Origin of the sequence: Serratia sp. NPDC087055 (genome assembly GCF_044900985.1) — a bacterium.
Taxonomy (GTDB): Bacteria; Pseudomonadota; Gammaproteobacteria; order Enterobacterales; family Enterobacteriaceae; genus Serratia.
Map to the genome: position 1 here is coordinate 181,696 of NZ_JBJDOG010000002.1, position 25,127 is coordinate 206,822.

Sequence of the window (25,127 nt, forward strand, 5' to 3'; positions counted from 1 at the left end):
GGGGCCGGTATGTGCCAGCCCCTCTTTCTTCGTTGAAGCCTATGAAATACCAATCCCTGTTAGCCCCCATTTTACACTTCCTGCGTTGCGAAACTCCGGACGCCTGGATTGATGCCGCACGCCGCCCGGAAAACCTGCCGCTGTTGCTGACTGACCATATGGTGTGTGAGCTGAAAGCGGCGCAGACCGGCATGTGGTTGATCCGCCGCTATGTGGCTGACAAGGAGAGCGGCGACGCACTGTTGGCGTTGCTCAGGCCTTATGAGGCGTTTCTGCATGAAGCGCAGGGCGTGCCGGAAGCCTTGTTCCAGCAGAATAACTTCACCCGTAAGATCCTGCCAAAAAACGGATCGGCCTATGGCCAGGATCTGGCGGACAAGATGGTGTTGTTGATCAAAGAAGAGTTACACCACTTCTCACAGGTGTTGGAGATCATGCTGGCGCGGCAGATCCCGTACAAGAAGATCACCGCCAGCCGTTATGCCAAAGGCATGATCCGTGAGATTCGGACCCACGATCCCGCTACGCTGATCGACAAACTGATTTGTGGTGCTTATATCGAAGCGCGTTCCTGCGAGCGTTTTGCCCGGCTGGCACCGCATCTGGACGACGAATTAAACCGCTTCTATGTTTCGCTGCTGCGCTCCGAGGCGCGCCACTATCAGGATTACCTGACGTTGGCCGAGCAAATTGCCGGTGGCGATATCAGTGAACGGGTGGCTCACTTTGGCCGTATTGAAGCCGAGCTGATCCAAACGCCGGACAGCGAGTTCCGTTTCCACAGCGGCGTACCGGCCATCGCCTGATAACCGGGCCGCCGTGATGGGTTTTTATTCCGGTGCGCCCAGCAGTAAATCCACCGCTTTTTCTGCCAACATAATGGTCGGTGCATTGGTATTGCCGCTGGTCACCTGTGGCATTACCGAACAGTCGATCACGCGCAGTCGTTCAAAACCATGCACCCGCAGGTGTAAATCAGTTACCGAATCCTGCGGGGATTGCCCCATGCGGCAGCTGCCCACCGGGTGGTACACCGTTTTGCAGAAGTTGCGCACAAACTCTTCCAACTGCCTTTCGTCGTTCAACCACGCCGGCTGCGGCATCAGCAGATCTTTGATCAGCGGCTTGAGGGCTGCCGTTTGCAGGAAACTCAGGCCAAATTTCACTGCGCGCACGCTGCCGGCCAGGTCTTCCGGGTGCCCGAGGTAGTTGGCATGCAGCTTCACCGGATCGCGCGGGTCGCGGCTGCGCAGCAGAACTTCGCCGCGTGCTTTGGGTTGCAGGTAGCCGACTTTCAGCGTGAAGCCGTGGATATTGGGCAGCGGCTCGCCGGGCACGTCGTCCCAGCTGTCGAGCATCGGCAAAAAGTGGATCTGCACGTCCGGTCGGCCGTCGCCCTGGCTGTCGGTGAAGGCTGCGCCTTCCAGCACGTTGGAGCTCAGGACACCGCTGCGGAAGGCCAGCCATTCGGTGCCGTGGCGCAATGCTTGCAGGCCGCGATCGGCGCCGTACAGGCTGATGGGGTCGCGGGTACTGACGTTGATCGACATGTGCAGATGGTCGTGGAAGTTCTTGCCCACCGGCAGATCCGCGCGCGGTTCGATGCCCAACTGCTGCAGATGTTCGCGTGGCCCAATGCCGGACAGCATCAGGATCTTCGGCGATCCTACTGCGCCAGCGCTGAGGATCACTTCTTTCGTCGCATGCGCGGTGACTTCTGCGCCGCCATTTTGGCTATACACCACCCCGGTGGCGACGTTGTTGTCGAACACCACGCGGTGTACCAGCGCATTGAGCTTCACGACCAAGCGTTGCTCGTTGTGTACCGCTTTCAAGTAGGTACGTGCTGTGCTGGCGCGTTCGCCGTTGTGGGTGGTGGTTTGGTAGAAGCCGACGCCGTGCTGGCTGTCGCCGTTGAAATCGTTGCGATAGGGCAGGTCCAGCTCTTGGCCCGCGCGGATAAACGCCATGCTGAGCGGGTGACGGTAGCGGTTCTCGCTGACCGGCAGCAGCCCACCGCCCCCGTGATAGGCACCGGACAGGCTTTCGTTGGCCTCGGCGCGTTTAAAGTAGGGCAGTACGTCTTGATACCCCCAGCCAACGCAGCCGTAGCGTTCGGCCCATTCGTCATAATCTTGCCGCTGACCGCGGATGTAGATCATGCCGTTGACCGAACTGCTGCCGCCCAACACTTTGCCCTGGGCGATTTGCATACGCCGGTTGTTGGCATGTGGCTCCGGTTCGGTCTCATACGGCCAGCTCTTTTTGGCGATAATCTTCGCGACGCCGGCCGGCATCTTGATGAATAAATTATTGTCGTCGCCACCGGCCTCCAGCAGTAGCACCCGCGCTTGAGTACGGCGGATTAACTGTGCTGCCAGTACGCAGCCGGCAGAACCAGCGCCGACAATGATGTAATCAAAAGCGTTTTCCGACATGACTGCTCCCTGTGCGATTGCGGCATTAGCCTGTTCTGGCAGAGTAGCGCAAGCGGGCGGCAGGTCAATTTATCATCGTTAATTTATTAATGAATATCACATAAAATGTTTTTAACATTAATCATGTTATTGATTTGTATGGTTAATAAATTAATTATTCATATTAATAATTTTTCGGTTTTACAGGGTGACGGAATGCACGTGGGGAAAAGTACGCTGTTATAAATATTCGGTGCATTGTTTCTAAACGGAATATCAAATATGAGACTTATCCGATTAGGAAAGAGGATGCCAGCGCAAAAATGCTGCTATATGATGAATCACTCTATGGTTGGATAAGATATTAAGAAATATGGACATTTCGATTAATAAGTCTAATTATTTAAAAGGGATTGCCATCATTTTGATGTTGGTCCATCACCTGTTTGCCTACCCTCTCCGAATTAGCCCGGATATCCCCGTCTATCATATTGTTAACAGTGTCGACATTGAGATGTACCTTGGCCTGTTCGGTAAGATTTGCGTGTCGATGTTCCTGTTTTTATCCGGTTACGGATTCTCGCTTAAAAAAGAAGTCACGTTTAAATATAGTTGGGGAAAGCTGAAAAACTTATATATCAGTTACTGGATAGTGTTTTTTATCTTTGTGCCGATTGGCCTTTTTTTCTTTCCTGGCGAAAGATATTCCCACTCACTGTCGCTGTTTTTCGAAAACCTGATCGGCTTAAAATCCACGTATAACAGCGAGTGGTGGTTCTTCAAACTTTACGTTTTGTACGTGCTTTCTCTGCCGCTGTTGTCGCGGCTAAATACCTACCCGCTATTGGGGCTGCTGGTACTGGCGGCGGTGTGCGGCAAGGGGCTGCAATATGTCGCCTGGGCACCGGAGGTATTAATCGAATATTGTACCTGGCTGTTGCCTTTCGGCTTTGGCATGGTGTTTGGCCGCAGCAAGCAGATGCCGGAGGACTCGTGGCTGGCGAAGCTGATTGTCACCCTGAGCCGCACCCATCCGCTGATCCTGCTGATGGTGACGGTGGCGGTGTTTATCGTTGCCCATAACCCAGGGCTGCTGTTGGTGACGCCATTGTTTATTATCGCGCTGATGAACACCGCAGACGGTCTGGGCAGCACGGTGAACCGGGTCATGGGCGAGCTGGGCAAGCATTCGATGTACATGTGGCTGACCCACAGCTTCTACTGCTATTACTTCGCCCAAAAGCTGATTTTTGCGCCGCGCTATACGCCGCTGATTTTGCTGTTGTTGATTGGGGTGTCGTACCTGACGAGTGTGGTACTCAGCCGTATTGAAGTGGCAGTGAAGGGCAGGAAGACGCAGAGGGTGGGAGCCCAGTAGGGGGCGCTGCATGCTGCGCCCGTGATTACCACGAGCGCAGAAGCAAGACTATAGCGTCTTCAGCATGGTGACTTCGCAGTCGACGTGACCGGTGGTGCCCATGGCGTGGTCAATGTGCTCAAAGCCCAGATGCTCGTACAGGCCAATGGCCTGCGTCAGGCTGGCGGTGGTTTCTAAATAACAACAGCGGAAGCCCTGTTGACGGGCGAACTCCAGTGCTTGCAGCGCCAGGCGTTTTGCCAGGCCCTGGCCGCGTAACAGCGGCAGGAAATACATTTTCTGTAATTCGCAAATATCGTCTTCACCGCCTTGCAGTGGCGCAACACCGCCGCCGCCGGCAATCCGGCCATCGACTTCTATCACCCAATACGCGCTGCGTGGCAGGCTGTAGAGCTGATATAAGACGTCCAGATTGGGATCGGAAACGGTATAGCCTTTGTCCGCTGTCAGACCGTGCTCGGCGGAGACTTCGCGAATGACATTAGCAATAGCGGCATTGTCGTCAGCCGTTATTGGGCGCACCAGAAGACGTACTGGGGTTGCTGTTGTCATGTTTACACTCGCCATTAAAGGGAACCACATTCGTTTTTATCGCAACACAAAACGCGCTGGGGTTATTTTCCAGCGGCGTCCATGCAGCATTAATATACCCGTCATCTTTCAAGTTGCAGCGTTGTTACCTGCACTCGCTCACCCCAGTTACTTACTCGAGTAAGCGCCTGGGGATGAGCGAGCTGGGCGCCTAGCTGCAACTTGAAAGCTATAGGGTAAAACTTGTAATAACATCTTAAGCGGGCCGGATGCAATGGCGATAAAAAAACAGCGGGGAAATCCCCGCTGTTTTCAGCTGTTGCAGCGAACCGACAGATTACAGCGCGGCGATAGTCGCCTGCTGTTCCTGCAGCTTCACTTTGCCTTCTTTGCAGGCGGCCAGACGTTCGCGTTCTTTGGCGACGACGGCTTCTGGCGCACGTGCCACAAAGCCTTCATTAGACAGCTTGCCTTCGATTGACGCGATTTCTGCATCCAGCTTGCCCATCTCTTTCGACAGACGCGCAATCTCGGCGTCTTTATCGATAAAGCCCGCCATTGGAATCAACAGCTCGGCACCGTCAACCAGCTTGGTGACGGATAACGGACCTTTGTCACCGGCAGGCAGCAGAGTGATAGACGACAGACGCGCCAGACGCTCGATAAAGCTCTGGTTTTCCTGCACGCGGCGCTGCGCGTCGGCGTTGCAGTTGCGCAGCAGCACGTCCAGCATTTTACTCGGCGCAATGTTCATCTCGGCACGGATATTACGTACCGCGGTGATCGCCTGCTTGATCCACTCCAGGTCGTTCAACGCCTGTGCGTCTTCCAACGCGGCGTCGTACTCTGGGAAGGGTTGCAGCATGATGGTGTCTGCTGTTTCGCCAGTCAGGGTCTTCACGCGCTGCCAGATGGTTTCGGTAATGAACGGGATCACCGGGTGTGCCAGGCGCAACAGGGCTTCCAGCACGGTGATCAGCGTGTGGCGGGTGCCACGTTGTTCCGCTTCGCTGCCGTTGCTGACAACCGGTTTGGTCAGCTCCAGGTACCAGTCACAGAACTGGTTCCAGGTGAATTCGTACAGGATGTTGGCGGCCAGATCGAAGCGGTAAGTGTCCAGCGCTTCGCGGTATGCCTTCACCGTGCGGTTGAATTCGGCCAGGATCCAGCGGTCCGCCAGCGACAGCACTTTCTCGCCACCGTTGAAACCACAGTCTTGGCCTTCTGCGTTCATCAGCACAAAGCGGCTGGCGTTCCACAGCTTGTTACAGAAGTTGCGGTAGCCTTCCAGGCGCTTCATGTCCCAGTTAATGTCACGGCCGGTTGAAGCCAGTGCCGCCAGGGTGAAGCGCAGGGCGTCAGTGCCGTGCGGTTCGATCCCGTTCGGGAACTGTTTTTCAGTGCGCTTACGGATTTTTTCCGCCAGCTGCGGCTGCATCATGTTACCGGTACGTTTTTCCAGCAGGTCTTCCAGCGAGATACCGTCAACCATGTCCAGCGGGTCGATCACGTTACCTTTCGACTTGGACATTTTCTGCCCTTCGTCATCGCGGATCAGGCCGGTCATGTAAACCGTCTTGAACGGAACCTGCGGCTTGCCGTTTTCGTCCTTCATGAAGTGCATGGTCAGCATGATCATGCGCGCAATCCAGAAGAAGATGATGTCGAAGCCGCTGACCATCACGCTGGTTGGGTGGAAGGTTTTCAGCGCATCGGTTTGCTCTGGCCAGCCCAGGGTGGAGAAGGTCCACAGGCCGGAAGAGAACCAGGTGTCCAGCACGTCTTCGTCTTGGTTCAGCACCACGTCAGGGCCCAGGTTGTTCTCGCTGCGCACTTCTTCTTCGCTGCGGCCAACGTAGACTTTGCCGTTCACGTCGTACCAGGCTGGGATACGGTGACCCCACCACAGCTGACGAGAGATACACCAGTCCTGAATGTCGCGCATCCAACTGAAGTACATGTTTTCGTATTGCTTAGGTACGAACTGGATCTCGCCTTGCTCAACCGCTTCAACCGCGACTTTGGCCAGCGGAGCGGTACGTACGTACCATTGGTCAGTCAGCATGGGTTCGATCACCACGCCGCCGCGGTCGCCGTAAGGCACCGTCAGGTCGTGCGGTTTGATCTCATCCAGTAAACCAAGCTCTTCAAAGGCTGCCACTACGGCTTTACGCGCAGCGAAGCGCTCCAGGCCACGGAACTGGGCCGGGATTTCGTTGCAGTAATCGGTGCAGATTTCGCCGAGGGTATTGAACACTTCCGCTTCCTGACGGATATCGCCGTCGAAAGTCAGGATGTTGATCATTGTCAGGCCGTGACGCTTACCGACTTCGTAGTCGTTAAAGTCATGCGCCGGGGTGATCTTCACGCAGCCGGTGCCTTTTTCCATGTCGGCATGTTCGTCACCGACGATGCGGATGCGGCGACCAACCAGCGGCAGAATAACCTCTTTGCCGATCAAATCTTTGTAACGCGGATCTTCCGGGTTTACGGCCACGCCGGTATCACCGAGCACGGTTTCCGGACGGGTGGTGGCGACCACCAGGTAATCTTTACCTTCGGCGGTTTTGGCGCCGTCGGCCAGCGGGTAGCGCAGGTGCCACATGGAGCCTTTGGATTCGCGGTTTTCCACTTCCAGATCGGAGATGGCGGTGCGCAGTTTCGGATCCCAGTTCACCAGGCGTTTGCCACGGTAGATCAGATCTTCTTTGTGCAGGCGAACAAACACTTCGCGAACGGCGTTGGACAGGCCTTCGTCCATGGTGAAGCGCTCGCGCTCCCAGTCCACGGAGTTGCCCAGACGACGCATCTGACGGGTGATGGTGCCGCCGGATTCCGCTTTCCACTGCCAGATTTTGTCGATGAACGCGTCGCGGCCATAGTCATGGCGAGTTTTGTTTTCTTCTGCGGCGATCTTGCGCTCAACCACCATCTGGGTGGCGATACCGGCATGGTCGGTACCTGCCTGCCACAGGGTGTTTTTACCCTGCATGCGCTGGTAGCGGATCATGGTGTCCATGATGGTCTGCTGGAATGCGTGGCCCATGTGCAGGCTGCCGGTGACGTTCGGCGGCGGGATCATGATGCAGAAGCTTTCCTGGCTGGTATCACCATTTGGCTTGAAGTAACCCTGGTTTTCCCAGTGATCGTACAGCTTCTGTTCGATCTCTTTCGGGTCGTATGCGGTATCGAGATGACTGTTTGTTTTTTCCATTTTATATCGTTGTTCAGTGAGTTGGCGGCGTGGCCGTGGTCAAATGGAAGCCGACGCTGCGATAAGCTTTATATCGGTCGCGCGCCAACTGTTTCAGGGTGTCTTCGTAAGGGACGAAGTCTACCACTTCATGGAAAGCAGTAGCAAAATCTGCAAACTGCGGCAGCAGGGCGATCAGCAGATCGCGCGGCGAGTTACCGCGTTTACCGGGCCAGCATAGCTCGACCGGCGCACCGTAGTGCGGGCCTTCACCGGCCAGATTGTGTGGCACAAACTGGTGCGGATCGCGCTGCCACAGCGCTTCGTCCAACCGTTGGGCTTGTTCCTGGCTTTCGCAGGCGATCAACACCCGCTTGCCGGAGCGCCAACGTTCAGCGGCAACGGCGCAGGCCACGGCCTCATGCGCGCTGAGCGCACCTGCGGGTTCCGCGTGTTCGAGTAAATAAAACGTCGCCTGCTTGCTCATGAGTTCATTGCCGTTAGAAAAAATTAGGGGCGCAACTTGTGCGCCCTTCGCTTTGTTACCGTGATTATATACCCAATAGGTTTCAAGTTGCAGCCAGGCGGCAAGTTCGTTCATCCCCAGGAACTGACATACAGTCAGTGACTGGGGGGAACAAACGCAGCCAACAACGCTGCGGCTTGAAAGATGAAGGGTATTTTAATCGTCGCCGTTCAGGCCTGCACGGTTGAGTAAGAACTGTGACAGCAGTGCGACCGGACGACCGGTAGCCCCTTTGGCCTTGCCGGAACGCCATGCGGTGCCGGCGATATCCAGGTGCGCCCAGCTGTACTTGCGGGTAAAGCGCGACAGGAAGCAGGCTGCGGTGATAGCCCCGCCCGGACGGCCACCAATGTTTGCCATATCGGCAAAGTTGGAGTCCAGTTGCTCGTAGTACTCGTCGGACATCGGCAAGCGCCACGCGCGGTCGCCGGCCTGTTCGGACGCGCCGATCAGTTCGTGCGCCAGCGGGTTGTGGTTCGACATCAGGCCCGTGATGTGGTGGCCCAGCGCGATCACGCAGGCACCGGTCAGGGTGGCAACGTCAATCACCAGCTCTGGATCGAAACGCTCGACGTAGGTCAGGGTGTCGCACAGCACCAGGCGGCCTTCGGCGTCGGTGTTCAGCACCTCGACGGTCTGGCCGGACATGGTGGTCAGTACGTCGCCCGGACGATAAGCGCTGCCGCCCGGCATGTTCTCACAGCCGGCCAACACGCCGATCACGTTCAGCGGCAGGTTCAGTTCCGCCACCACACGTATCACGCCGTACACGGTGGCTGCGCCACACATGTCGTACTTCATCTCGTCCATGCCATCGGCAGGTTTGATCGAGATGCCGCCGGCATCGAAGGTCAACCCTTTGCCCACCAGCACGATCGGCTTAGCGTCCGGGTTCGGATTGCCCTTATATTCCATCACCGACATCAATGACTCGTTGCGCGAACCTGCGCCAACCGCCAGATAGGCGTTCATCCCCAGCTCTTTCATCTGCTGTTCGCCGATGACGCGGGTGGTGATGTTGGTGCTGAAAGCGTCCGCCAGTTGGCGAGCCTGCGAAGCCAGATAACCGGCGTTACAGATGTTCGGCGGCATATTGCCGAGATCTTTTGCGGCTTTGATGCCTGAAGACACCGCCAGACCGTGCTGGATCGCACGTTCACCGCTGGTGAGTTCACGACGGGTCGGCACGTTGAACACCATTTTACGCAGTGGACGACGTGGCTCCACTTTGTTGCTTTTCAGCTGATCGAAGGTGTAGAGCGTTTCTTTCGCGGTTTCTACCGCCTGACGCACCTTCCAGTAAGTGTTACGGCCTTTCACGTGCAGCTCGGTCAGGAAGCAGACCGCTTCCATGGAGCCGGTATCGTTAAGGGTATTGATGGTTTTTTGAATCACCTGTTTGTATTGGCGTTCATCGAGCTCGCGCTCTTTGCCACAGCCAATTAACAGGATGCGTTCGGAGAGAATGTTAGGTACATGGTGCAGCAGTAACGTCTGCCCGACTTTACCTTCCAGTTCGCCACGGCGCAGCAAAGCGCTGATATAACCATCACTGATTTTGTCGAGTTGTTCTGCGATAGGGGACAAGCGGCGCGGTTCGAAAACGCCGACTACAATACAGGCACTGCGCTGTTTTTCCGGGCTACCGCTTTTTACACTGAACTCCATGCACTCTCCTGAATCTTAAAGACAAAGGCGGACGCTACGGCTAGAATGACGCACTCCGTAACGATCTCCGGCCGTCGAGTTAACTAACTATGTTAACCTGAACGGCGTAAATTGCTCTGTTTTGGCGACTATAAGTAAGTTCCTATAGGACACCCAAATGCTAGATGTTGTAATACTATTTTAGCTGTGTCTGTTGCCATATGATGAGAATAAATGGCGGATTAGCGATGAAACTATCGATTTTCCTGCAAAAAGACAAGTTTTCACAGGCGTAATAAGCGTGATCATCATAAGATATCTGGTACGGGAAACGCTAAAGAGCCAAATCGCAATCTTGTTCATCCTGCTTCTGATCTTCTTTTGTCAGAACTTAGTCAGGGTGTTAGGCGATGCGGTGGACGGCGATGTCCCGACAAATTTAGTTCTTTCTTTGCTCGCATTGGGTGTGCCGAAGATGGCGCAGCTAATCCTGCCATTAAGCCTGTTTCTTGGCTTATTGATGACGCTTGGGCGGCTGTATACCGATAGCGAAATCACCGTGATGCATGCCTGCGGGCTGGGTAAACGTACCCTGATCATCGCGGCAATGGTGCTGGCACTCTTCACCTCCGTGATTGCGGCGGCCAACGTGTTCTGGGTTGGGCCCTGGGCCTCGCGCTATCAGGACGTAGTGGTGTCCGAAGCCAAAGCTAACCCGAGCATTGCCGGGCTGGCAGAAGGGCAGTTCAAGACGTCCCAAGACGGTAACGCGGTGCTGTTTATCGGCAACGTTAAAGGCAGCACCTTCAACAATGTGTTCCTGGCGCAACTGCGGCCGAACGGCAACCAACGCCCATCCGTGGTGGTGGCTGAACACGGCCAGATCAACCAGTTGAAGGACGGTTCGCAGGTGGTGACGCTGGATAAAGGCACCCGCTTTGAAGGCACCGCGATGCTGCGTGACTTCCGCATTACCGATTTCAACGACTATAAAGCGGTGGTCGGCCACCGTGCGGTTGCCGTGGACGGTAACCAGGCCGAACAGATGTCGATGAAGACGCTGCTGGAGTCTGACGATCCGGACGCACGCGCCGAGTTCCATTGGCGCCTGACGCTGGTGGTGTCTGTGGTGCTGATGGCCTTGCTGGTCGTGCCGCTCAGCGTGGTGAACCCACGACAGGGCCGCGTGCTGAGCATGCTGCCGGCGATCCTGCTGTATTTGATATTCTTCCTGCTGCAGACCTCGCTGCGTTCTAACGCCGGTAAAGGCAAGCTGGACCCGATGCTGTGGCTTTGGCTGGTCAACGCCGTGTACTTTGCGATCGCGCTGGCGCTGAACCTGTGGGATACCGTGCCGATGCGTAAGCTGCGTGCACGCCTGAGAGGAGCGGCCTGATGTTTGGTGTTTTAGACCGGTATATCGGTAAGACGATTTTCAACACCATCATCATGACGCTGTTCATGCTGGTGTCGCTTTCCGGCATCATCAAGTTTGTCGATCAGCTGCGCAGAGTGGGCCAGGGTGACTATACGGCGCTGGGCGCCGGGATGTTTACCCTGCTCAGCGTGCCGAAGGACATCGAGATCTTCTTCCCGATGGCGGCCTTGCTGGGCGCCTTGCTTGGGCTAGGTCAGTTGGCGACGCGCAGTGAACTGGTGGTGATGCAGGCATCTGGTTTTACCCGCATGCAGATCGCCGGTTCGGTGATGAAAACCGCGATCCCGCTGGTGCTGTTGACCATGGCGATTGGCGAGTGGGTTGCCCCGCAGGGCGACCAGATGGCGCGTAACTACCGTGCGCAGCAGATGTACGGCGGTTCACTGCTTTCCACCAAGAGCGGCCTGTGGGCGAAGGACGGCAACGACTTTATCTACATTGAACGCGTAGCGGGCGAGAAAGAGCTTTCCGGCGTGAACATCTACCACTTCAACGACCAGCGCAGGCTGGAGACGGTGCGCTATGCCGCCACCGCCAGTTTTGAAGACGGCGTGTGGAAGCTTTCGCAGGTGGATACGTCCGACCTGACCAACGAAAAGCAGGTTACCGGTACCCAAACGCTGACCGGCGAATGGAAAACCAACCTGACCCCGGACAAACTGGGCGTGGTGGCGCTGGACCCAACATCGCTTTCTATCAGTGGCCTGCACAACTATGTGAAGTACCTGAAACAGAGCGGCCAGGAAGCCAACCGCTACCAGCTGAACATGTGGAGCAAGGTGTTCTCGCCGCTTTCCGTTGCGGTGATGATGCTAATGGCGCTGTCGTTCATCTTCGGGCCGTTGCGCAGCGTACCGATGGGCGTGCGTGTGGTGACCGGTATCAGCTTCGGCTTCTTGTTCTACGTGCTGGACCAGATATTTGGCCCGTTGAGCCTGGTGTACAATATGCCGCCGGTACTGGGTGCGCTGCTGCCAAGCATGCTGTTCTTGTTGATCAGCGTGTATATGCTGCTAAAACGCAAGTAGCGACGCGACAGACGATGTAAAAAGGCGTAGCCATGCGGTTACGCCTTTTTTGTTTCTGGTGCTTCTTGGACGCGCTGCTGCTGATATCGCTACGCACAGGTGCAAATTATCGTCGATGTCATCCGTAGGGGCGCAGCACGCTGCGCCCCTGCTGTTTGCCGCAGATATCGCCGATATTATTCGTAGAGACACTGCTTATTTCGCCCACAAAACGGGCTTAATATAAGCATGTCGGCGTTTTTTTCAGCACTTAACTCATTGAACAACGGATAAGTGTTGCGTGCGGATCGCTGAAAGGTATAATGCACACGTTTTCCGCATACTACTTGCAGTGCCGAAGTGGCGAAATCGGTAGACGCAGTTGATTCAAAATCAACCGTAGAGATACGTGCCGGTTCGAGTCCGGCCTTCGGCACCATTAGTATGTTCGAGAACGTCCGTAACAGTCCGTAAGTTACTAAAATTAAAGCCGAAAGGCTTTTTTTTTGGCCTGAATCCGTCCGAGCACATCCGTTGCAATCCGGGTATCGGTGGGGGCATAATTGGGGGCATCTACACTTCGATTGAAAATGTGCCCCCAAAATGAAGCTCAATGCCCGCCAAGTCGAGACCGCAAAGCCCAAAGACAAAACCTACAAAATGGCCGATGGTGGCGGTTTGTATCTTGAGATCACCGCGAGGGGATCCAAATACTGGCGCATGAAGTACCGACGACCTAATGACAAAAAAGAAGATCGCTTAGCATTTGGTGTGTGGCCGACAGTTACCCTTGCCGAAGCTCGTGGAAAACGAGATGAGGCCAAAAGGTTACTGGTGCAGGGAGTAGACCCAAAAGCCGAGCAGAAAGAAGCACAGGCCGAAACGGCAGGGGCATACACTTTCGAAACCATCGCCCGAGAATGGCATATCAGCAACAAGCGCTGGAGTGAGGATCACCGTTCGCGAGTGCTCCGCTATCTGGAACTGCATATTTTCCCGTATATTGGCGCTGCTGATATTCGTGGTCTTAAAACCAGCCATCTCTTAGCACCGATCAAGGTTGTTGATGCCACTGGCAAGCACGATGTTGCTCAGCGCCTACAACAGCGTGTTACGGCTATCATGCGTTTTGCTGTCCAGAACGATTATATCGATTCGAACCCTGCCGTTGATATGGCTGGAGCGTTAACGATAACCAAGGCTCGACATTATCCGGCTCTGCCTCCACACCGTTTTCCAGAGTTTCTTACACGTCTTGGTGCCTACCGTGGCCGTCAGATGACGCGTATCGCTGTAGAACTTTCATTGCTTACCTTTGTACGTTCTAGTGAGATGCGTTTTGCTCGCTGGAATGAGTTCGATTTTGATAAGGCTTGCTGGCGCATACCTGCAAAGCGGAAAGAAATAGAAGGTGTACGTTATTCCCATCGTGGGATGAAGATGAAAGAAGAGCACATTGTTCCGCTAAGTCGTCAGGCGTTGTCCTTGCTGGAGAGGTTGAAACAGCTAAGTGGTGATAACGAGCGACTTTTCCCCGGCGACCACGATCCCAAAAAAATCATGAGCGAAAACACGGTGAATAATGCGTTGCGTGCGATGGGATACGACACCAAAACGGAAGTATGTGGGCACGGTTTTAGGACGATGGCGCGTGGTGCTTTGGGTGAGTCTGGGTTGTGGAGCGATGATGCGATAGAACGTCAGCTAAGCCATTCGGAGCGTAATAATGTACGTGCTGCTTACATCCATACCTCTGAGCATTTGGATGAGCGTAGGTTGATGGTTCAGTGGTGGGCGGATTATCTTGATATCAACAGAAAATCCTACATCGCCCCCTTTGAATATGGTAAAAAAAACATATATAGCAATAGCAAATAAAAGAGGGGTAATCCCCTCTTCTTTATCAAAAGTTGTTCTTGATATACAAATGGAGATCTTTTTCTAGATGTTCAGAATTATAATATTTATCTTCATTGAAATTTGTCCCGCCAATCCATAGTCTTTTGATGTTCTCATTTTCTTTTAATGCAAACTTCATAAATTCAACCCATTTGTCCTCAAGCGTGTTTATGTTATTTTTAATATCATGGATTTTTGAGTTTGGAAATAATATGTTATAGAGATAAATTTTACCTGAGTAAGACTTGTCTATTTTTTTTATGTTGAGGTGCTGCCTCCTATTCCTTAATTTTTTTGTAAGCTCATCAAATAGGTGGTGACCGATATAAAAATTATTTATTTTCTCATCATCTATTTTTAGCTTGCTCTCTGGGTTTTTTTGGAATAGTTTCTTCTGAGAGCCTAGATTGATTTCACCATTTGCAGCAAAGTATATTCTTAGGAAAAAGTTACGTTCTATTACTTGATCTGAATTGATGTATCCGAAGTTTAAGCCATCAGCAAACTCTCCTCTTTTACGCTCATATAACAATCCAAAATTATCGAAAAGAGTCCTCTGGATTTTTTGATGAATAGGTTCATTAGCAAATTTATCTGCGTTAATTACTGGGGTTTGTTTATTCGTTGCCTCAGATACAGCTTCAATAAGCTTGAGCTTATTCTCGTCATTATCATTATCAATTAACGTTATTATTTTAAGTAGCACCTCCTTTTCATTAAACGTTTCTTCTAGTTTATCCAGTTGAGTCTCTTCATAAATCCTACTCAAAATATATGACGTTTGACCGCCATTTATAATTTGTGGGTTTTTTATGCTTAGTTGGGCTTTATTTTTTTGTCCGATTCGTTCATTGATGCTTGTGTCATCGGAAATCATTGTTATGCCATTATTGTATAGCGCGAATTCATTCGTGTTATTGTCTATAACAGTTTTTCTGATGGAAGCATTAACAGCTTGTCCTTGAAATTCTAAATAGCTACGTGGATTGTATTTTAGAATTGAGTTTTTATACTTGCTCATTATTTTTGCTATTTCTAAGACTGGCACAAACAAAACTGTTATTTCACAGGTGCTCGCTTTAGTCTTAACAGTATAGCTTATCTTGCTTCCGGCATTTTTGGCTGATAAGTCAATAGGGATGCAAATGTCATGTGCCGTAAAAAGTGTGCCTGAAATTACAGGGAAAACTAATTCATTATAGGTTCTGGTATAATCAAATACATCGGCATTATACCCATCGGTTAGCTTTCGAAGTCTTGCTGGTTGGATGTCTTTTAAATTTGCAAGAATTATTATCTTGTAATTAAACTTGGTTATATTGTCGGTTTCGCTTAACTCCCTCTGTAGTTGCTTTATTTTTCCATTGTATTCATTACCTGCTTCATCATGTGACTCTCCTTTTAATATTCTCTCAACATCCATGCAGAGTATTTCATCATATGAAATATCTTTGCTTTCAAAGTTTGTTTTTGTGGTTCTGAATTTTGATTGTATTAAGTAAATCAATCTGTCTTCTTTGTCAATGTAATAACCATCAATTCCACCATCATAGCTGGAATCCGTGATGTTCCTCTCTCTTTCTTTAAATTCCATCAAGCCAAATTTGACTTTTATAAATAAATGAATGAATGCTCTTGCTCTTGAGGCATTAATCTTATCAATGTCATTTGGGTCTGGTTTATAGGTTTTTTCTTGGTTTGCTGGTGCGCCCATTCGAATTTTATCTAATATATTAACAAGCATTTGATATTTCATGTTTCTTATTCTCATCGCTTAGTGGATGAGATTAATTTAAGTTCTTGAGTAGATAATTGCAATCATCATATTTCGAAAAAAATTGATTGTTCATCAAATATGGCATTTTTCAAACATTTTCGTTGAAACTATGCATGAATGAAAAAAATGAGGTTAGAAATGCCTAATTGCGCGCAATACTCCCTCGCCTACGCGCTCTGACTTTATCATGCACATTTCATGCATGACTCAGAGGCCCTGTAAGCCCTTGTGGCGCGGGGTTTCGACTGTTTTGAGAGGCTGGGGATTAATGCAAAATCATGCACCCTATGCATGCACGCGCAGTTTGAGGCAGGCTAGCCAGAAAAAAGGCTGTTTTTGGACTTGGGGAACGGTAAAAGCCCCGCAGCAAAATCAGCATTGCAACGGGGCTGTTCAATCAGTGAAGTGTTTGATTTCGGCTATAACGGCGGTAACGATTTAATGTCCTTTTTTCCGGCGGCGGTAAATCACCACTAGTCACCGTCTCCGCTTTTATAGGCTGACATAAAATCTTATCGACGCTCTCTACCGTTTTAAAGGTGCAGGAGCACACGATGTTTTGGCACTGGTAATAGGCCTCTTTCGTCTGTTCCGTGACATAACGGCTGGTACGGGTATAAGACGAATGGGTGCACAGCGGACAACGCATCATGATGTGGCCCCCTTCTGCTGTAAGCGCTGACGTTTTTCCGCCAGTTCCCTCGCGACTTTCATCCGTGTGGCCGGGCTGTTTTGCAACTCCGGTAATGCCCCGGTTTCTTCCGGCTTCGTCAGCCCGATATCTTTCAATACTGGGTGCTCAATGCCCTGTAGTGCCGTGGCCGCATGAATATGGCCGCTCAGTGCTCCTAACAGACGCTGTTCAATCGTTGTCATCGGGTCGTTCCCGTAGACGCCGTAAGCCTGTTTCGCCAGCACACAAGCCTTGATAACGTCAGGACTAATAAGCACAGTGCTCAGCGCATCCACCGCCTTACTCATCGCGTGTTCGGCAAAGGCCGTCAGGGCCGCTTCGTGCGCCACCACCACCTTCGGAGCCGTGCCGCCGCATTTGAGGTGGAGCTGCATTTTATCCAGCTCCATTTCTTCAACCAGACCATCGAACTCTTTCGCCAGCTCCCGTTGGGAAATCCGGCTGTGATGCTGCGCTTGCAGCTCCGGGGTCATTTCCCCGCGGAGTTTGCGAAACAGGGTGCGCCACTGGCTTTCCGCCTCGTGACTTTCCACTTCCGTGTCTTTCTTCTGCTGATGGCAGCGGGCGATCCCTGTAATGACGTCTGTCAGCGCCTGATAGTTTTTGTCGTGGGCGGCGCGGGCATCACGCAGGGCTTGCAGTTTGTCGTTGATGTACTTGGGTAATGTAGTTGTGCTCATGAGGTTATCTCCGGTGTCAGTCAATGTGAAGCTATTCTGCTGACTGCCGTACAACATCGCCATTCATCCCGGTTGGACTGTCCGCAGGACAACAGCACTGAAAACTGACGATAAAACCATCAACGAGATTTTAGTTTTATATAGAACTATTCACTACTGTTCACTTTAATAAAAAAGTTAAATAAATCAGTAAATAAAGTAGTGACTAGTTTATCTAAAACTCGTCACCAAGTGTTCACTACTGTTCACTTTTCTAAAAAAGACCTTTTCTCTGGCTAGCCATGGTTAGATTTATTTTTGATGTTCCTGCCTATTTATAAATCGCTTATTGATTGCTGAAAACTATGGGCTAAAGGTGAGGAAGTACGAGGAGGGGTGGGCTAGTGCAACTTAATACAATTCGTTGTTTTTACGTGCAATTCCTTAATTCATCACACAACATCCCCTTGTTGCCACCCCGCAAAATACTCTCATAATAGGGCGCTACCAAACGAACCCACACAGCACCGGTGAGATCCCACCGGGTATAAACGAGGTAGCATTCCATGCTTGCAGTTGCCACACAGACCCCTTCCACACTCTCGCCCGTCCCGGTTGATTAGACACCACGCGATCGCTTTATGCGCCTGCCGGAAGTGCTGTACACCACCGGGCTGTCACGCTCTACCGTCTACGAGATGATGACGCGCAGGCAGTTCCCGGCCCAAATCTCCCTTGGCGGTAAAACCGTTGCATGGCTCGAATCAGAAATCGAAAGCTGGATGGCTGAACGCATCGCCAACCGTCATCAGGGGGCCGCAGCATGATGAGGTTAACCTTTGGTCGCCAGCACTTTACCTTGAGCGACAACGACGCACTGTTTGTCGCAGAATCCATCCTGTTGCAACGCAAACAGCCGGATATTGCCTTGCCGGAGCACCGCTCTGATAAACACGGCGTGATCCGCCTGGCCAGCAGCCAGGCCGAGCCACGTTTATTCCGCGCCGGGCCGATCCCCTTGACCGATGCGGGAGCCGATACCCGCAATGACCAGCTTACCGACTGTTGATCACTATGCGATCGATTGAACGTCCGGGGGCGTCTTACGGCTTGCCCCCGCGTCCGGCCCTGCGCTATAGTCCTCCCGCTGTCGCACAATCGGCAGCCGGGCGTGGAAACCCGTGTAACTCAATGGCGACACAACACGCGCCTAGCGTGTTTTTTTATGTCGCGGCCTTAGTGCGCTCATTTTTTGCACAGTGGTTTTTATGCTACTGTGGCTGTCAAACAATGGTGGCTCAGGCGGGGCTGACTTCGGTCAGGCCGGTATCCATTGAGGCCGGTATTTCCACCCCCGTCTGGGCTACCACCCATAAGCGTGGAAACTTCGGTGGTAGCAATAACCATTACTCAATGGAGGCTGCCACCATGGCTACGACCCTCATCCCGTCTCACCCTAAATTCTGTTTCCTGTTTGCGGCCATTCGCCGTACTGCCCTGACGGCAACCCCGTGTATGCTGCGCACCGTGGCGGATTCTGAGCACAGCGCCCGCCGCCTGCTGGCGCGTGACTATATTCTGTCGTTTGCGGGCCGTCTGCCCGTGCAGGGGGTGGCATGAATACGCTGGCCGCCCGTTTCCACAGTGAAACCTATTACCCCATTCCGCATGCTGATTTCCTGCGTCTTCAGCACGCACATTCTACCGGCGTGCTGTTCCTCGACATGCTGGACACACTCGAATCGACCGGTCAGCGGCCGGACGCCGCTCAGAAAGCCGCCCTTGCATCTGTCATTGCCGTACTCACTGACCAGCTCGGGCAAGTCGTCAAAACCTGTGATTCCCACATCATCGCCAGCATGGAGGCTTCCGCCGCATGAACACCCCACAGTCTTGTTTACCCGTTGAAGTCCGTACCGCCGTTTACCGCCGCGCATTGGCCCATGCCTATCTCGATACCTGCGCTTTTTACCGGGTGACCCCCGGCTACACGCTGGATGAGCTGCAAATGGTTATCGCGATGGACATTGAGGGCTACTTTGTCCGCCAGCACGGCGCAGAGGTAGGCATGGACATGGCCTGCACCATGCTCAGTGATATGGTGCAGCCAGATATTCTGGTGGCGCCACCGCGACTGACCACGCTCGGCCAAAAGATGATGGATGAGCTGTGCTGTGGCCGGATGGCCGTCACCTGTCACACCACCGTGCACTGAGGAGGCAAAACAATGACCGCATTAAGCGTTTCTCACACCTCACGTGCTGCTACCGGCCACTGGCCGGTCTTGCTTCCCGCGCTGGGCATTCACATTACGGCAGGGGGCCGGGCGCAGCCCTGCCCGGTTTGCGGCGGCAAAGACCGCTTTCGCTTTGATAATCTGCAGGGCCGTGGCACATGGTTTTGTAACCAGTGCGGCGGTGGCGATGGCCTGAATCTGGTCGAAAAGGCGCTGGCCGTGACCGCCAAAGAGGCCGCTGTGAAGGTGGCCGGGGTATTGGGTGAGCCGTCGGGCAGTACATTGCCGGAGCACAATCCCCAACAGGAACAGCAAGACAAAGCACAGGCACACCACCATGCGGCAAAACAGGCCAGACAGTTACTCAACAGTGCCCTGAAGCAGGTCGGGAATGCCTATCTGACCACCAAAGGCTGGCCGGACACTGACGCCCTGACATTACAGGGGGCGTCACTGCGTGTCGGCGGTATCACTTACCAGCCCGGCGACCTGCTGTTGCCACTGACCGACAGCACCGGGGAGGTGGTCAACGTCCAGTTAATTAATGCTGCGGGCGACAAGCGCACGCTGGCCGGAGGACAGGTGAAAAAAACCTGCCATTTCCTGCCGGGGCAGGATAATGCCGTTATCTGGCTGGCCGAGGGTTACGCCACTGGCCTGACAGTGCACCAACTGACCGGGGAAAGCGTCTGCGTTGCGCTCAGCGCCAATAACCTGTCTGCGATGGCGCAGCAATTGTGCGCTCACTATCCTGATGCGTTGTTGCTGCTGGCGGCCGATAATGATGAGAACGGCACTGGGCAAACCCGCGCTGCCGAAGCCGCGCAACTGAGCGGCGGCAAACCGGCATTACCGCCAGAGGTGGGAGACTGGAACGACATTTACCTGCAACAGGGCAAGCTGGCCACACTTGCGCAGTTGACGGCCTTCAGCCAGCCCAAGCAACCCAGCCCGTTTGATACGCTCAGCGATGCCGACCTGAAAGCCCTGAGCGCCAGTGAAAAGGCCGAGTTACTGGCAGAACACTACCAGCACCTGTTGGCTGTGCCACAGGTCGGTGAAGACCTGTGCCGCTATGAAAACGGCGCATGGCAGGTGTTACCGTACCGGGTGCTCAGCCGCGAGATTGCCGCGCTGTTCCAGAAAATCCGCGCCCCGTTCTCGGCGGCGGGTATCAACAGCATTCTGGACACGCTCCGGCTGATGGTGCCGCAAATGGGCACGCCGGCACGCCACCTGATTGGCTTTCGTAACGGGGTGTTTGATACCACCACCGGGCAATTCAGCGCGCACCAGAAAACGCACTGGCTGCGCACCGTCAACAGCGTGGACTACACGCCGCCCAAGGCCGGGGAAAATCTGGCCGACCATGCCCCGCACTTCTGGCGCTGGCTGACCCGTGCCGCCGGACAGCAATCCGACAAGCAGGCGCGTATTCTTGCCGCGCTGTTTATGGTGCTGGCGAACCGGTATGACTGGCAACTGTTCTTTGAGGTCACCGGCCCCGGTGGCAGCGGCAAAAGCGTGATGGCCGCCATAGCCAGCCTGCTGGCGGGGAAAGACAACACCACCTCGGCCACCATCGATACGTTGGAATCGTCACGTGAGCGGGCTTCCGTGGTCGGGTTCTCGCTAATTATCCTGCCTGACCAAGAGAAATGGAGCGGTGATGGCGCGGGCATCAAAGCGATCACCGGCGGCGATGCGGTGGCTATCGATCCGAAATACCGGGATGCCTACTCCACGCACATTCCGGCGGTGATTCTGGCGGTGAATAACAACCCGATGCAGTTCAGTGACCGCAGCGGCGGGGTGTCTCGCCGTCGGGTGATCCTGCCGTTCCCGGAGGTGATACCGGCCAACGAGCGTGACCCGCAGTTGCTGGCAAAAATTACCGGCGAGCTGGCGGTGATCGTGCGCCACCTGATGCAGCGTTTTGCCGCGCCCAATGAGGCCCGCGTATTGCTGGAAGCGCAGCAGAACTCCGATGAAGCGCTGGAGATTAAACGCAGTGCCGATCCGTTGGTCGATTTTTGCGGCTACCTGCTGGCGGTCAGTGCGCCTGACGGCCTCTATATCGGTAATGCCAACATTACCCCGGCGAACCCACGCAAATACCTGTATCACGCGTACCTCTCTTACATGGAAGCGCGTGGACACAAGTACCCATTGAATCTGACCGCGTTCGGGCGTGCCGTGCCGCAAACCCTGCGTGAGTATGAAGTCGCGCTGTTGAAACGCAAGACCAATCAGGGGATGCAGACCAACCTGATATTGAGCGAAGACTGTGAAGCCGACTGGCTCCCCAAGTGTGAAATGCGCTGAGCAAATAGCGTCACGATCGTTTCTGCCGATCAATAGGCGGTTATTGATCTGCCGAACCCATTGGACGCTGTTGTGTAGGGGCACTTATAGTTCCCCTGTACAAACCGCATACACCCAACACCGGGGAACCCCGTAGCGGTGACTACTCAGGCCTGCATTGCAGGCCTTTTCTCTGTCTGAAACCTCTCCCTGCCGCTCACCCTCAGTACATTAAGTCACCGGCTCAGGCCGGTGTTTTGCATTTATGGGGCTGACTGTTCACTGTGAGTGACCAGTTAGGGCAAACTCATCACCAACTAATCACGGGTTAATCATTTGTTTTTAAACAACTAAAACCAAAAGTGAACACTGTGAACAGTTTTTCTATAAATCTTTTTTTTCTGACGTTTAGATTGTCGCCCCATTAGAGACTCTTCCAGTCAGGCAGTTTGTTGGCCCATTTGCGCCAAGAGTGGATTAACGCCATGAATCAACCAAACAGCAAACCGGCCAAGAGGGCGGTGAACACCGCAAGCAATACGCTGAAGTCTTGATTTTTCCAGCGACTAAACCACATAACAATGCCCCATAGAGGGCCAAACCAGACGGCGAAGAACAACGTATTTAGCCAGAAAGGGGCAAACGGTGGCGGTGGCATTTTACCCCCCATTTTCCAAAACAGGCGCAAGATCGGCGGTGCATAATTGCTCCGCCACATCTTTTTATCTTCCATCAGGGCTATTGCCTTTTTCTTCTTATCTTCAAATGCCATCATCCGAATCCTTTCATTAGGTATCAATAAAGACTGTCTCATAATATGCCTTATCCAAAGTTAGCCATAGAGGGGGCCGTGTGGAAAACGGAAAAAATCCCACTCTAAGAATTTTTTAGGCAAACAGGTTCTGACAGGCAGCTTTGAGCGAAAAGCGGGAGTTATATGTGGTGAACGAAGAAATAGCGAACTAATAGAATGAATAAAAAAATTGTAGCTGTTCACCCCAGAAGGTAATGGAAATGTAAGTAGCTGATAGATTTTTCTAACCACTTATCCAATTTAAATCTCGTAATAAGCAGACTCACGGTTATAATTTTACTTCACTTTGTAACCTGCAAAACTGGACGCTATAGCACTCTAGTTCAAGTGCCGGATTCAACAAGAGGCTGTAAACCGCCTCTTGCTTAGATTTTCAGAGAAGAGCGAAGTCATAAAAAATTTTCTGGCCCATGGTTGTCGACACAAAGCAATTTAATTTGATTGTGAAGTAACTTTCTTACTTGCTTGTATCCCCTGATTATTGTTACTGGTGAAAACTTTGAATTGTCTATTTTAATAACGTTCGTCAATTCTTCTGAGAGGTCTGAGCATAAATTATCTAAAGAAGAACCCTCGCGTTTATGATCAAAAAGATGTCGATGTAAAATAACTAGCCCGCACAGATAATTCTTTGCAGTGTAATAACTTGTTAGTCCAGGGATCTGTGAACTATGTAGTTCTTTTAAATCGATTAGGCCATGGGACTTAATAGTTGGAATCTTAGATGCTTCTTCTAAATCATCCATGCTTTCCGCTAAAATATATTTAGAGTATTTATTTTTGAGTTGTAGTGAAGATAGTTCATTTCGAATCATTGCCAAGAGCTTATCGACAGCCAAATCATCTAATGGAGCCGACGTATCAATACTTATCCGTAGTTCATGCGTAAAGCTTACAGTATCCATGTCACGAAGCATGTCCATGACAAGAAATTCTTGAATTAAACTTTCCTGCTCATCTTTAAAATTTATAATTAACTGTTCTTTTTTTATAGATTTCTTCAAAGTGTTTTCTGGAACATCGACTTCATGTTGCATGTGTCGAGTTCTGTAAGTTGAGTACCAATAGCATTTTCTAAGCTTATATGGAGCATTGGTAAAGCATGTCTCACGCCCTTCTTTAGTGTATTTTTCTTTTGGAAGATATTCTTTCCCATAATAATATACTAGTGCAGATAGGTAATCATTATTTAGACAAAATATATATGGAGGATACTGAGGTGTAAAATTGAGAGAGAATTTACAATATTTTTCAGATAGTCTTACCAAGGATGTAAGAACTCTATTTTTCAGGTTTGCTATATAATTAAAGAGATTGTCGTTATCTTCATGGCCTAGGCGTATATTATCTAGATGATAACATATTTCTTTCTGTAATGAATTTTTATCCCCCTTCGTAGCGATGCTATTTATTAAGATCTCAACAATATCTTCATATGCATAATGCTCATTGTATTCATCTTTAACGAAATTAAACTCTTCTTTTGTATCTTTTGCTAACTGGCATATTAAATCAAACTCTAAAGGAAACTTTTTTCTTACGGACAAAATATATATTTCTTGAGCGATAAAATCTGTGATATCCGAAAAAGCATGGCGATCATGATCAACGGCATTCATAACATATACCCTCTACTAGTATAAATTTTCAACGATAAGTTTCTATGTAACATATCATGCATGTGCTTTAGTCCGCCCGTCTAGATCATTTTTATCAGAATTTTATGATCGTGCTTTAGGCTGCTGCTTAGTTGATGATGAATGTTCATCTTGGAAGGAGTTGAAAAAATGAACAGAAAATTCTTGTTTGTGACCGTCTTGATCGTGTTTGCCCACATGAGTAATCTTGAAAAACCAGCGATAAATTTTCTGTCTGGAAACGATATTAGAATTAGTGTTGCGTGGTGAAAAGTTTCACGTTTGTTCAGAGACCGCTCTATTATATTGGCACTGGGTTGCCACAGAAGCCCTGACAGGTTCAGAGCTAAATTGACTCAAACATCTCTAACGTATCATCGTTAAGTAGCATAAGGTGCTATCCGGTCTCTTATGGCTCTGCAGGTTTGGATGACACGGAGATTCTGGTTTTTTTATATGTCAGGTAAGGTGTGTTCTTCTCATGTAAATGAGTATGACCTGCCCTATGGATTAAAACAGGCTGATATTAACAACATCTGCTTCTGGCATATAGCAAACTGTCAACCCGGAGCTATACATTTGCATTCAGGATTATTACTGCCCTATCTTTACCGGAGTATTGTTTACTGGGTGGTATCAAATTCCCGTGCAATGGCGCAGATACTGATCCCGGCGCTTATACGTGTAATCACAGCAAGTTGTTGTTCTTCATTCAGTGCTGAAGGGCGACCAAATCGCTTTCCAGCTGTTTTGCCCTCGCAATACCTGAGCGCGCGCTTAAGCAACAGACCCCGCTCAAATTCCGCCACAGTAGAAATTACTTACATCATCGTGAGAAGCAACTCAATAACCGGCTCAGGCCGGTATTTTGCATTTTGGGGCTGACTGTTCACGATAAGTGACCAGTCAGGGCAAACTCATCACCAACTAATAACAGTTTAATTTATTGTTTTTAAACAATTAAAATAAA

Annotated in this window: 20 protein-coding genes, 1 tRNA gene and 2 pseudogenes; 12 read left to right on the forward strand and 11 right to left on the reverse strand. The window is 51.6% G+C overall.

Translation table 11 applies throughout. From position 1 onward, the window contains the following. Positions 1–41 precede the first annotated feature (41 nt). Positions 42–806 carry a tRNA isopentenyl-2-thiomethyl-A-37 hydroxylase MiaE gene (gene miaE, locus ACI2J2_RS14605; protein ID WP_404760336.1) on the forward strand — a complete coding sequence of 255 codons (765 nt, stop codon included), beginning with the start codon at positions 42–44 and terminating at the stop codon, positions 804–806. 24 nt (positions 807–830) lie between these two features. On the opposite strand, the gene ACI2J2_RS14610 is transcribed toward miaE, so the two are convergent. Next, positions 831–2,438, reverse strand: a complete 1,608-nt coding sequence (locus ACI2J2_RS14610) for a GMC family oxidoreductase (protein ID WP_404760337.1) — start codon at positions 2,436–2,438, stop codon at positions 831–833. A gap of 352 nt (positions 2,439–2,790) precedes the next feature. On the opposite strand from ACI2J2_RS14610, the gene ACI2J2_RS14615 reads away from it, so the two are divergent. Then, complete coding sequence (locus tag ACI2J2_RS14615; RefSeq protein WP_404760338.1) at positions 2,791–3,795, forward strand: acyltransferase; 1,005 nt, start codon at positions 2,791–2,793, stop codon at positions 3,793–3,795. Positions 3,796–3,843: 48 nt separating this feature from the next. On the opposite strand, the gene ACI2J2_RS14620 is transcribed toward ACI2J2_RS14615, so the two are convergent. The 4 genes from ACI2J2_RS14620 to pepA all read right to left on the reverse strand — a co-directional run bounded on the left by ACI2J2_RS14620 (position 3,844) and on the right by pepA (position 9,713). Continuing rightward, on the reverse strand, positions 3,844–4,347 hold the full coding sequence (locus ACI2J2_RS14620) for a GNAT family N-acetyltransferase (protein WP_265556199.1): 504 nt from the start codon (positions 4,345–4,347) through the stop codon (positions 3,844–3,846). A gap of 316 nt (positions 4,348–4,663) precedes the next feature. Continuing rightward, complete coding sequence (locus ACI2J2_RS14625; RefSeq protein ID WP_265556197.1) at positions 4,664–7,540, reverse strand: valine--tRNA ligase; 2,877 nt, start codon at positions 7,538–7,540, stop codon at positions 4,664–4,666. A 13-nt stretch (positions 7,541–7,553) separates the two neighbouring features. Continuing rightward, on the reverse strand, positions 7,554–8,006 hold the full coding sequence (locus ACI2J2_RS14630) for a DNA polymerase III subunit chi (RefSeq protein ID WP_209635274.1): 453 nt from the start codon (positions 8,004–8,006) through the stop codon (positions 7,554–7,556). 195 nt (positions 8,007–8,201) lie between these two features. Beyond that, positions 8,202–9,713, reverse strand: coding sequence for a leucyl aminopeptidase (gene pepA, locus ACI2J2_RS14635; protein ID WP_404760339.1), 1,512 nt, complete (start codon positions 9,711–9,713; stop codon positions 8,202–8,204). Positions 9,714–9,993: 280 nt separating this feature from the next. On the opposite strand from pepA, the gene lptF reads away from it, so the two are divergent. The 4 genes from lptF (at position 9,994) to ACI2J2_RS14655 (ending at position 14,015) form a co-directional block, all read left to right on the forward strand. After that, positions 9,994–11,088, forward strand: a complete 1,095-nt coding sequence (gene lptF, locus ACI2J2_RS14640) for an LPS export ABC transporter permease LptF (RefSeq protein ID WP_209634519.1) — start codon at positions 9,994–9,996, stop codon at positions 11,086–11,088. Further along, complete coding sequence (gene lptG / locus ACI2J2_RS14645) at positions 11,088–12,158, forward strand: LPS export ABC transporter permease LptG (RefSeq protein WP_209634521.1); 1,071 nt, start codon at positions 11,088–11,090, stop codon at positions 12,156–12,158. Before lptF ends, lptG begins: the two co-directional genes overlap by 1 nt. A 333-nt stretch (positions 12,159–12,491) precedes the next feature. Beyond that, positions 12,492–12,576: transfer RNA gene (locus ACI2J2_RS14650), tRNA-Leu, on the forward strand. A gap of 164 nt (positions 12,577–12,740) precedes the next feature. After that, positions 12,741–14,015, forward strand: a complete 1,275-nt coding sequence (locus ACI2J2_RS14655) for a tyrosine-type recombinase/integrase (protein WP_404760340.1) — start codon at positions 12,741–12,743, stop codon at positions 14,013–14,015. Between the two features lie 25 nt (positions 14,016–14,040). Here the strand turns inward: ACI2J2_RS14655 and ACI2J2_RS14660 are convergent, their stop codons facing one another. The 3 genes from ACI2J2_RS14660 to ACI2J2_RS14670 all read right to left on the reverse strand — a co-directional run bounded on the left by ACI2J2_RS14660 (position 14,041) and on the right by ACI2J2_RS14670 (position 17,187). Then, on the reverse strand, positions 14,041–15,792 hold the full coding sequence (locus ACI2J2_RS14660; protein WP_404760341.1) for an AIPR family protein: 1,752 nt from the start codon (positions 15,790–15,792) through the stop codon (positions 14,041–14,043). Positions 15,793–16,210: 418 nt separating this feature from the next. Continuing rightward, entirely contained in the window at positions 16,211–16,465 is a 255-nt protein-coding gene (locus ACI2J2_RS14665) for an ogr/Delta-like zinc finger family protein (protein WP_404760342.1), read from the reverse strand. Further along, positions 16,462–17,187: an NAD-dependent aldehyde dehydrogenase gene (locus ACI2J2_RS14670; protein WP_404760343.1), complete on the reverse strand. Its 726-nt coding sequence runs from the start codon at positions 17,185–17,187 to the stop codon at positions 16,462–16,464. The genes ACI2J2_RS14665 and ACI2J2_RS14670 overlap by 4 nt, the downstream gene beginning before the upstream one ends. 620 nt (positions 17,188–17,807) lie before the next feature. On the opposite strand from ACI2J2_RS14670, the gene ACI2J2_RS14675 reads away from it, so the two are divergent. From ACI2J2_RS14675 to ACI2J2_RS14700, 6 genes are read left to right on the forward strand one after another with little or no spacing between them, the layout of a single operon-like run. Next, positions 17,808–17,993, forward strand: coding sequence for a helix-turn-helix transcriptional regulator (locus ACI2J2_RS14675; protein ID WP_404760344.1), 186 nt, complete (start codon positions 17,808–17,810; stop codon positions 17,991–17,993). Beyond that, on the forward strand, positions 17,990–18,235 hold the full coding sequence (locus tag ACI2J2_RS14680; RefSeq protein ID WP_404760345.1) for a hypothetical protein: 246 nt from the start codon (positions 17,990–17,992) through the stop codon (positions 18,233–18,235). Before ACI2J2_RS14675 ends, ACI2J2_RS14680 begins: the two co-directional genes overlap by 4 nt. Before the next feature lie 5 nt (positions 18,236–18,240). Then, positions 18,241–18,786, forward strand: a complete 546-nt coding sequence (locus ACI2J2_RS14685) for a host cell division inhibitor Icd-like protein (RefSeq protein ID WP_404760346.1) — start codon at positions 18,241–18,243, stop codon at positions 18,784–18,786. After that, positions 18,783–19,046: a hypothetical protein gene (locus ACI2J2_RS14690; protein ID WP_404760347.1), complete on the forward strand. Its 264-nt coding sequence runs from the start codon at positions 18,783–18,785 to the stop codon at positions 19,044–19,046. Before ACI2J2_RS14685 ends, ACI2J2_RS14690 begins: the two co-directional genes overlap by 4 nt. Beyond that, positions 19,043–19,381 carry a DUF5375 family protein gene (locus tag ACI2J2_RS14695; protein WP_404760348.1) on the forward strand — a complete coding sequence of 113 codons (339 nt, stop codon included), beginning with the start codon at positions 19,043–19,045 and terminating at the stop codon, positions 19,379–19,381. Before ACI2J2_RS14690 ends, ACI2J2_RS14695 begins: the two co-directional genes overlap by 4 nt. A 12-nt stretch (positions 19,382–19,393) precedes the next feature. Next, positions 19,394–21,727: a primase-helicase zinc-binding domain-containing protein gene (locus ACI2J2_RS14700; protein WP_404760349.1), complete on the forward strand. Its 2,334-nt coding sequence runs from the start codon at positions 19,394–19,396 to the stop codon at positions 21,725–21,727. 403 nt (positions 21,728–22,130) lie between these two features. On the opposite strand, the pseudogene ACI2J2_RS14705 reads toward ACI2J2_RS14700, so the two are convergent. The 3 genes and pseudogenes from ACI2J2_RS14705 to ACI2J2_RS14715 all read right to left on the reverse strand — a co-directional run. Continuing rightward, a pseudogene (locus tag ACI2J2_RS14705) lies at positions 22,131–22,478 on the reverse strand (DUF6404 family protein). A 431-nt stretch (positions 22,479–22,909) separates the two neighbouring features. Further along, a complete protein-coding gene (locus ACI2J2_RS14710) occupies positions 22,910–24,139 on the reverse strand; it encodes a hypothetical protein (RefSeq protein ID WP_404760350.1) in 1,230 nt (409 codons plus the stop codon). 641 nt (positions 24,140–24,780) lie between these two features. Then, positions 24,781–24,978 (reverse strand): annotated as a pseudogene (locus tag ACI2J2_RS14715) (helix-turn-helix domain-containing protein); the annotation flags it as partial. Positions 24,979–25,127 lie beyond the last annotated feature (149 nt).

What these genes read in the sequence shown, in the direction of transcription:
- miaE (WP_404760336.1), top strand. Translation starts at nt 42, where the DNA reads ATGAAATACCAATCCCTGTTAGCCCCCATTTTACACTTCCTGCGTTGC.
- ACI2J2_RS14610 (WP_404760337.1), bottom strand. Translation starts at nt 2,438, where the DNA reads ATGTCGGAAAACGCTTTTGATTACATCATTGTCGGCGCTGGTTCTGCC.
- ACI2J2_RS14615 (WP_404760338.1), top strand. Translation starts at nt 2,791, where the DNA reads ATGGACATTTCGATTAATAAGTCTAATTATTTAAAAGGGATTGCCATC.
- ACI2J2_RS14620 (WP_265556199.1), bottom strand. Translation starts at nt 4,347, where the DNA reads ATGACAACAGCAACCCCAGTACGTCTTCTGGTGCGCCCAATAACGGCT.
- ACI2J2_RS14625 (WP_265556197.1), bottom strand. Translation starts at nt 7,540, where the DNA reads ATGGAAAAAACAAACAGTCATCTCGATACCGCATACGACCCGAAAGAG.
- ACI2J2_RS14630 (WP_209635274.1), bottom strand. Translation starts at nt 8,006, where the DNA reads ATGAGCAAGCAGGCGACGTTTTATTTACTCGAACACGCGGAACCCGCA.
- pepA (WP_404760339.1), bottom strand. Translation starts at nt 9,713, where the DNA reads ATGGAGTTCAGTGTAAAAAGCGGTAGCCCGGAAAAACAGCGCAGTGCC.
- lptG (WP_209634521.1), top strand. Translation starts at nt 11,088, where the DNA reads ATGTTTGGTGTTTTAGACCGGTATATCGGTAAGACGATTTTCAACACC.
- ACI2J2_RS14655 (WP_404760340.1), top strand. Translation starts at nt 12,741, where the DNA reads ATGAAGCTCAATGCCCGCCAAGTCGAGACCGCAAAGCCCAAAGACAAA.
- ACI2J2_RS14660 (WP_404760341.1), bottom strand. Translation starts at nt 15,792, where the DNA reads ATGAAATATCAAATGCTTGTTAATATATTAGATAAAATTCGAATGGGC.
- ACI2J2_RS14665 (WP_404760342.1), bottom strand. Translation starts at nt 16,465, where the DNA reads ATGATGCGTTGTCCGCTGTGCACCCATTCGTCTTATACCCGTACCAGC.
- ACI2J2_RS14670 (WP_404760343.1), bottom strand. Translation starts at nt 17,187, where the DNA reads ATGAGCACAACTACATTACCCAAGTACATCAACGACAAACTGCAAGCC.
- ACI2J2_RS14675 (WP_404760344.1), top strand. Translation starts at nt 17,808, where the DNA reads ATGCGCCTGCCGGAAGTGCTGTACACCACCGGGCTGTCACGCTCTACC.
- ACI2J2_RS14680 (WP_404760345.1), top strand. Translation starts at nt 17,990, where the DNA reads ATGATGAGGTTAACCTTTGGTCGCCAGCACTTTACCTTGAGCGACAAC.
- ACI2J2_RS14685 (WP_404760346.1), top strand. Translation starts at nt 18,241, where the DNA reads ATGCGATCGATTGAACGTCCGGGGGCGTCTTACGGCTTGCCCCCGCGT.
- ACI2J2_RS14690 (WP_404760347.1), top strand. Translation starts at nt 18,783, where the DNA reads ATGAATACGCTGGCCGCCCGTTTCCACAGTGAAACCTATTACCCCATT.
- ACI2J2_RS14695 (WP_404760348.1), top strand. Translation starts at nt 19,043, where the DNA reads ATGAACACCCCACAGTCTTGTTTACCCGTTGAAGTCCGTACCGCCGTT.
- ACI2J2_RS14700 (WP_404760349.1), top strand. Translation starts at nt 19,394, where the DNA reads ATGACCGCATTAAGCGTTTCTCACACCTCACGTGCTGCTACCGGCCAC.
- ACI2J2_RS14710 (WP_404760350.1), bottom strand. Translation starts at nt 24,139, where the DNA reads ATGAATGCCGTTGATCATGATCGCCATGCTTTTTCGGATATCACAGAT.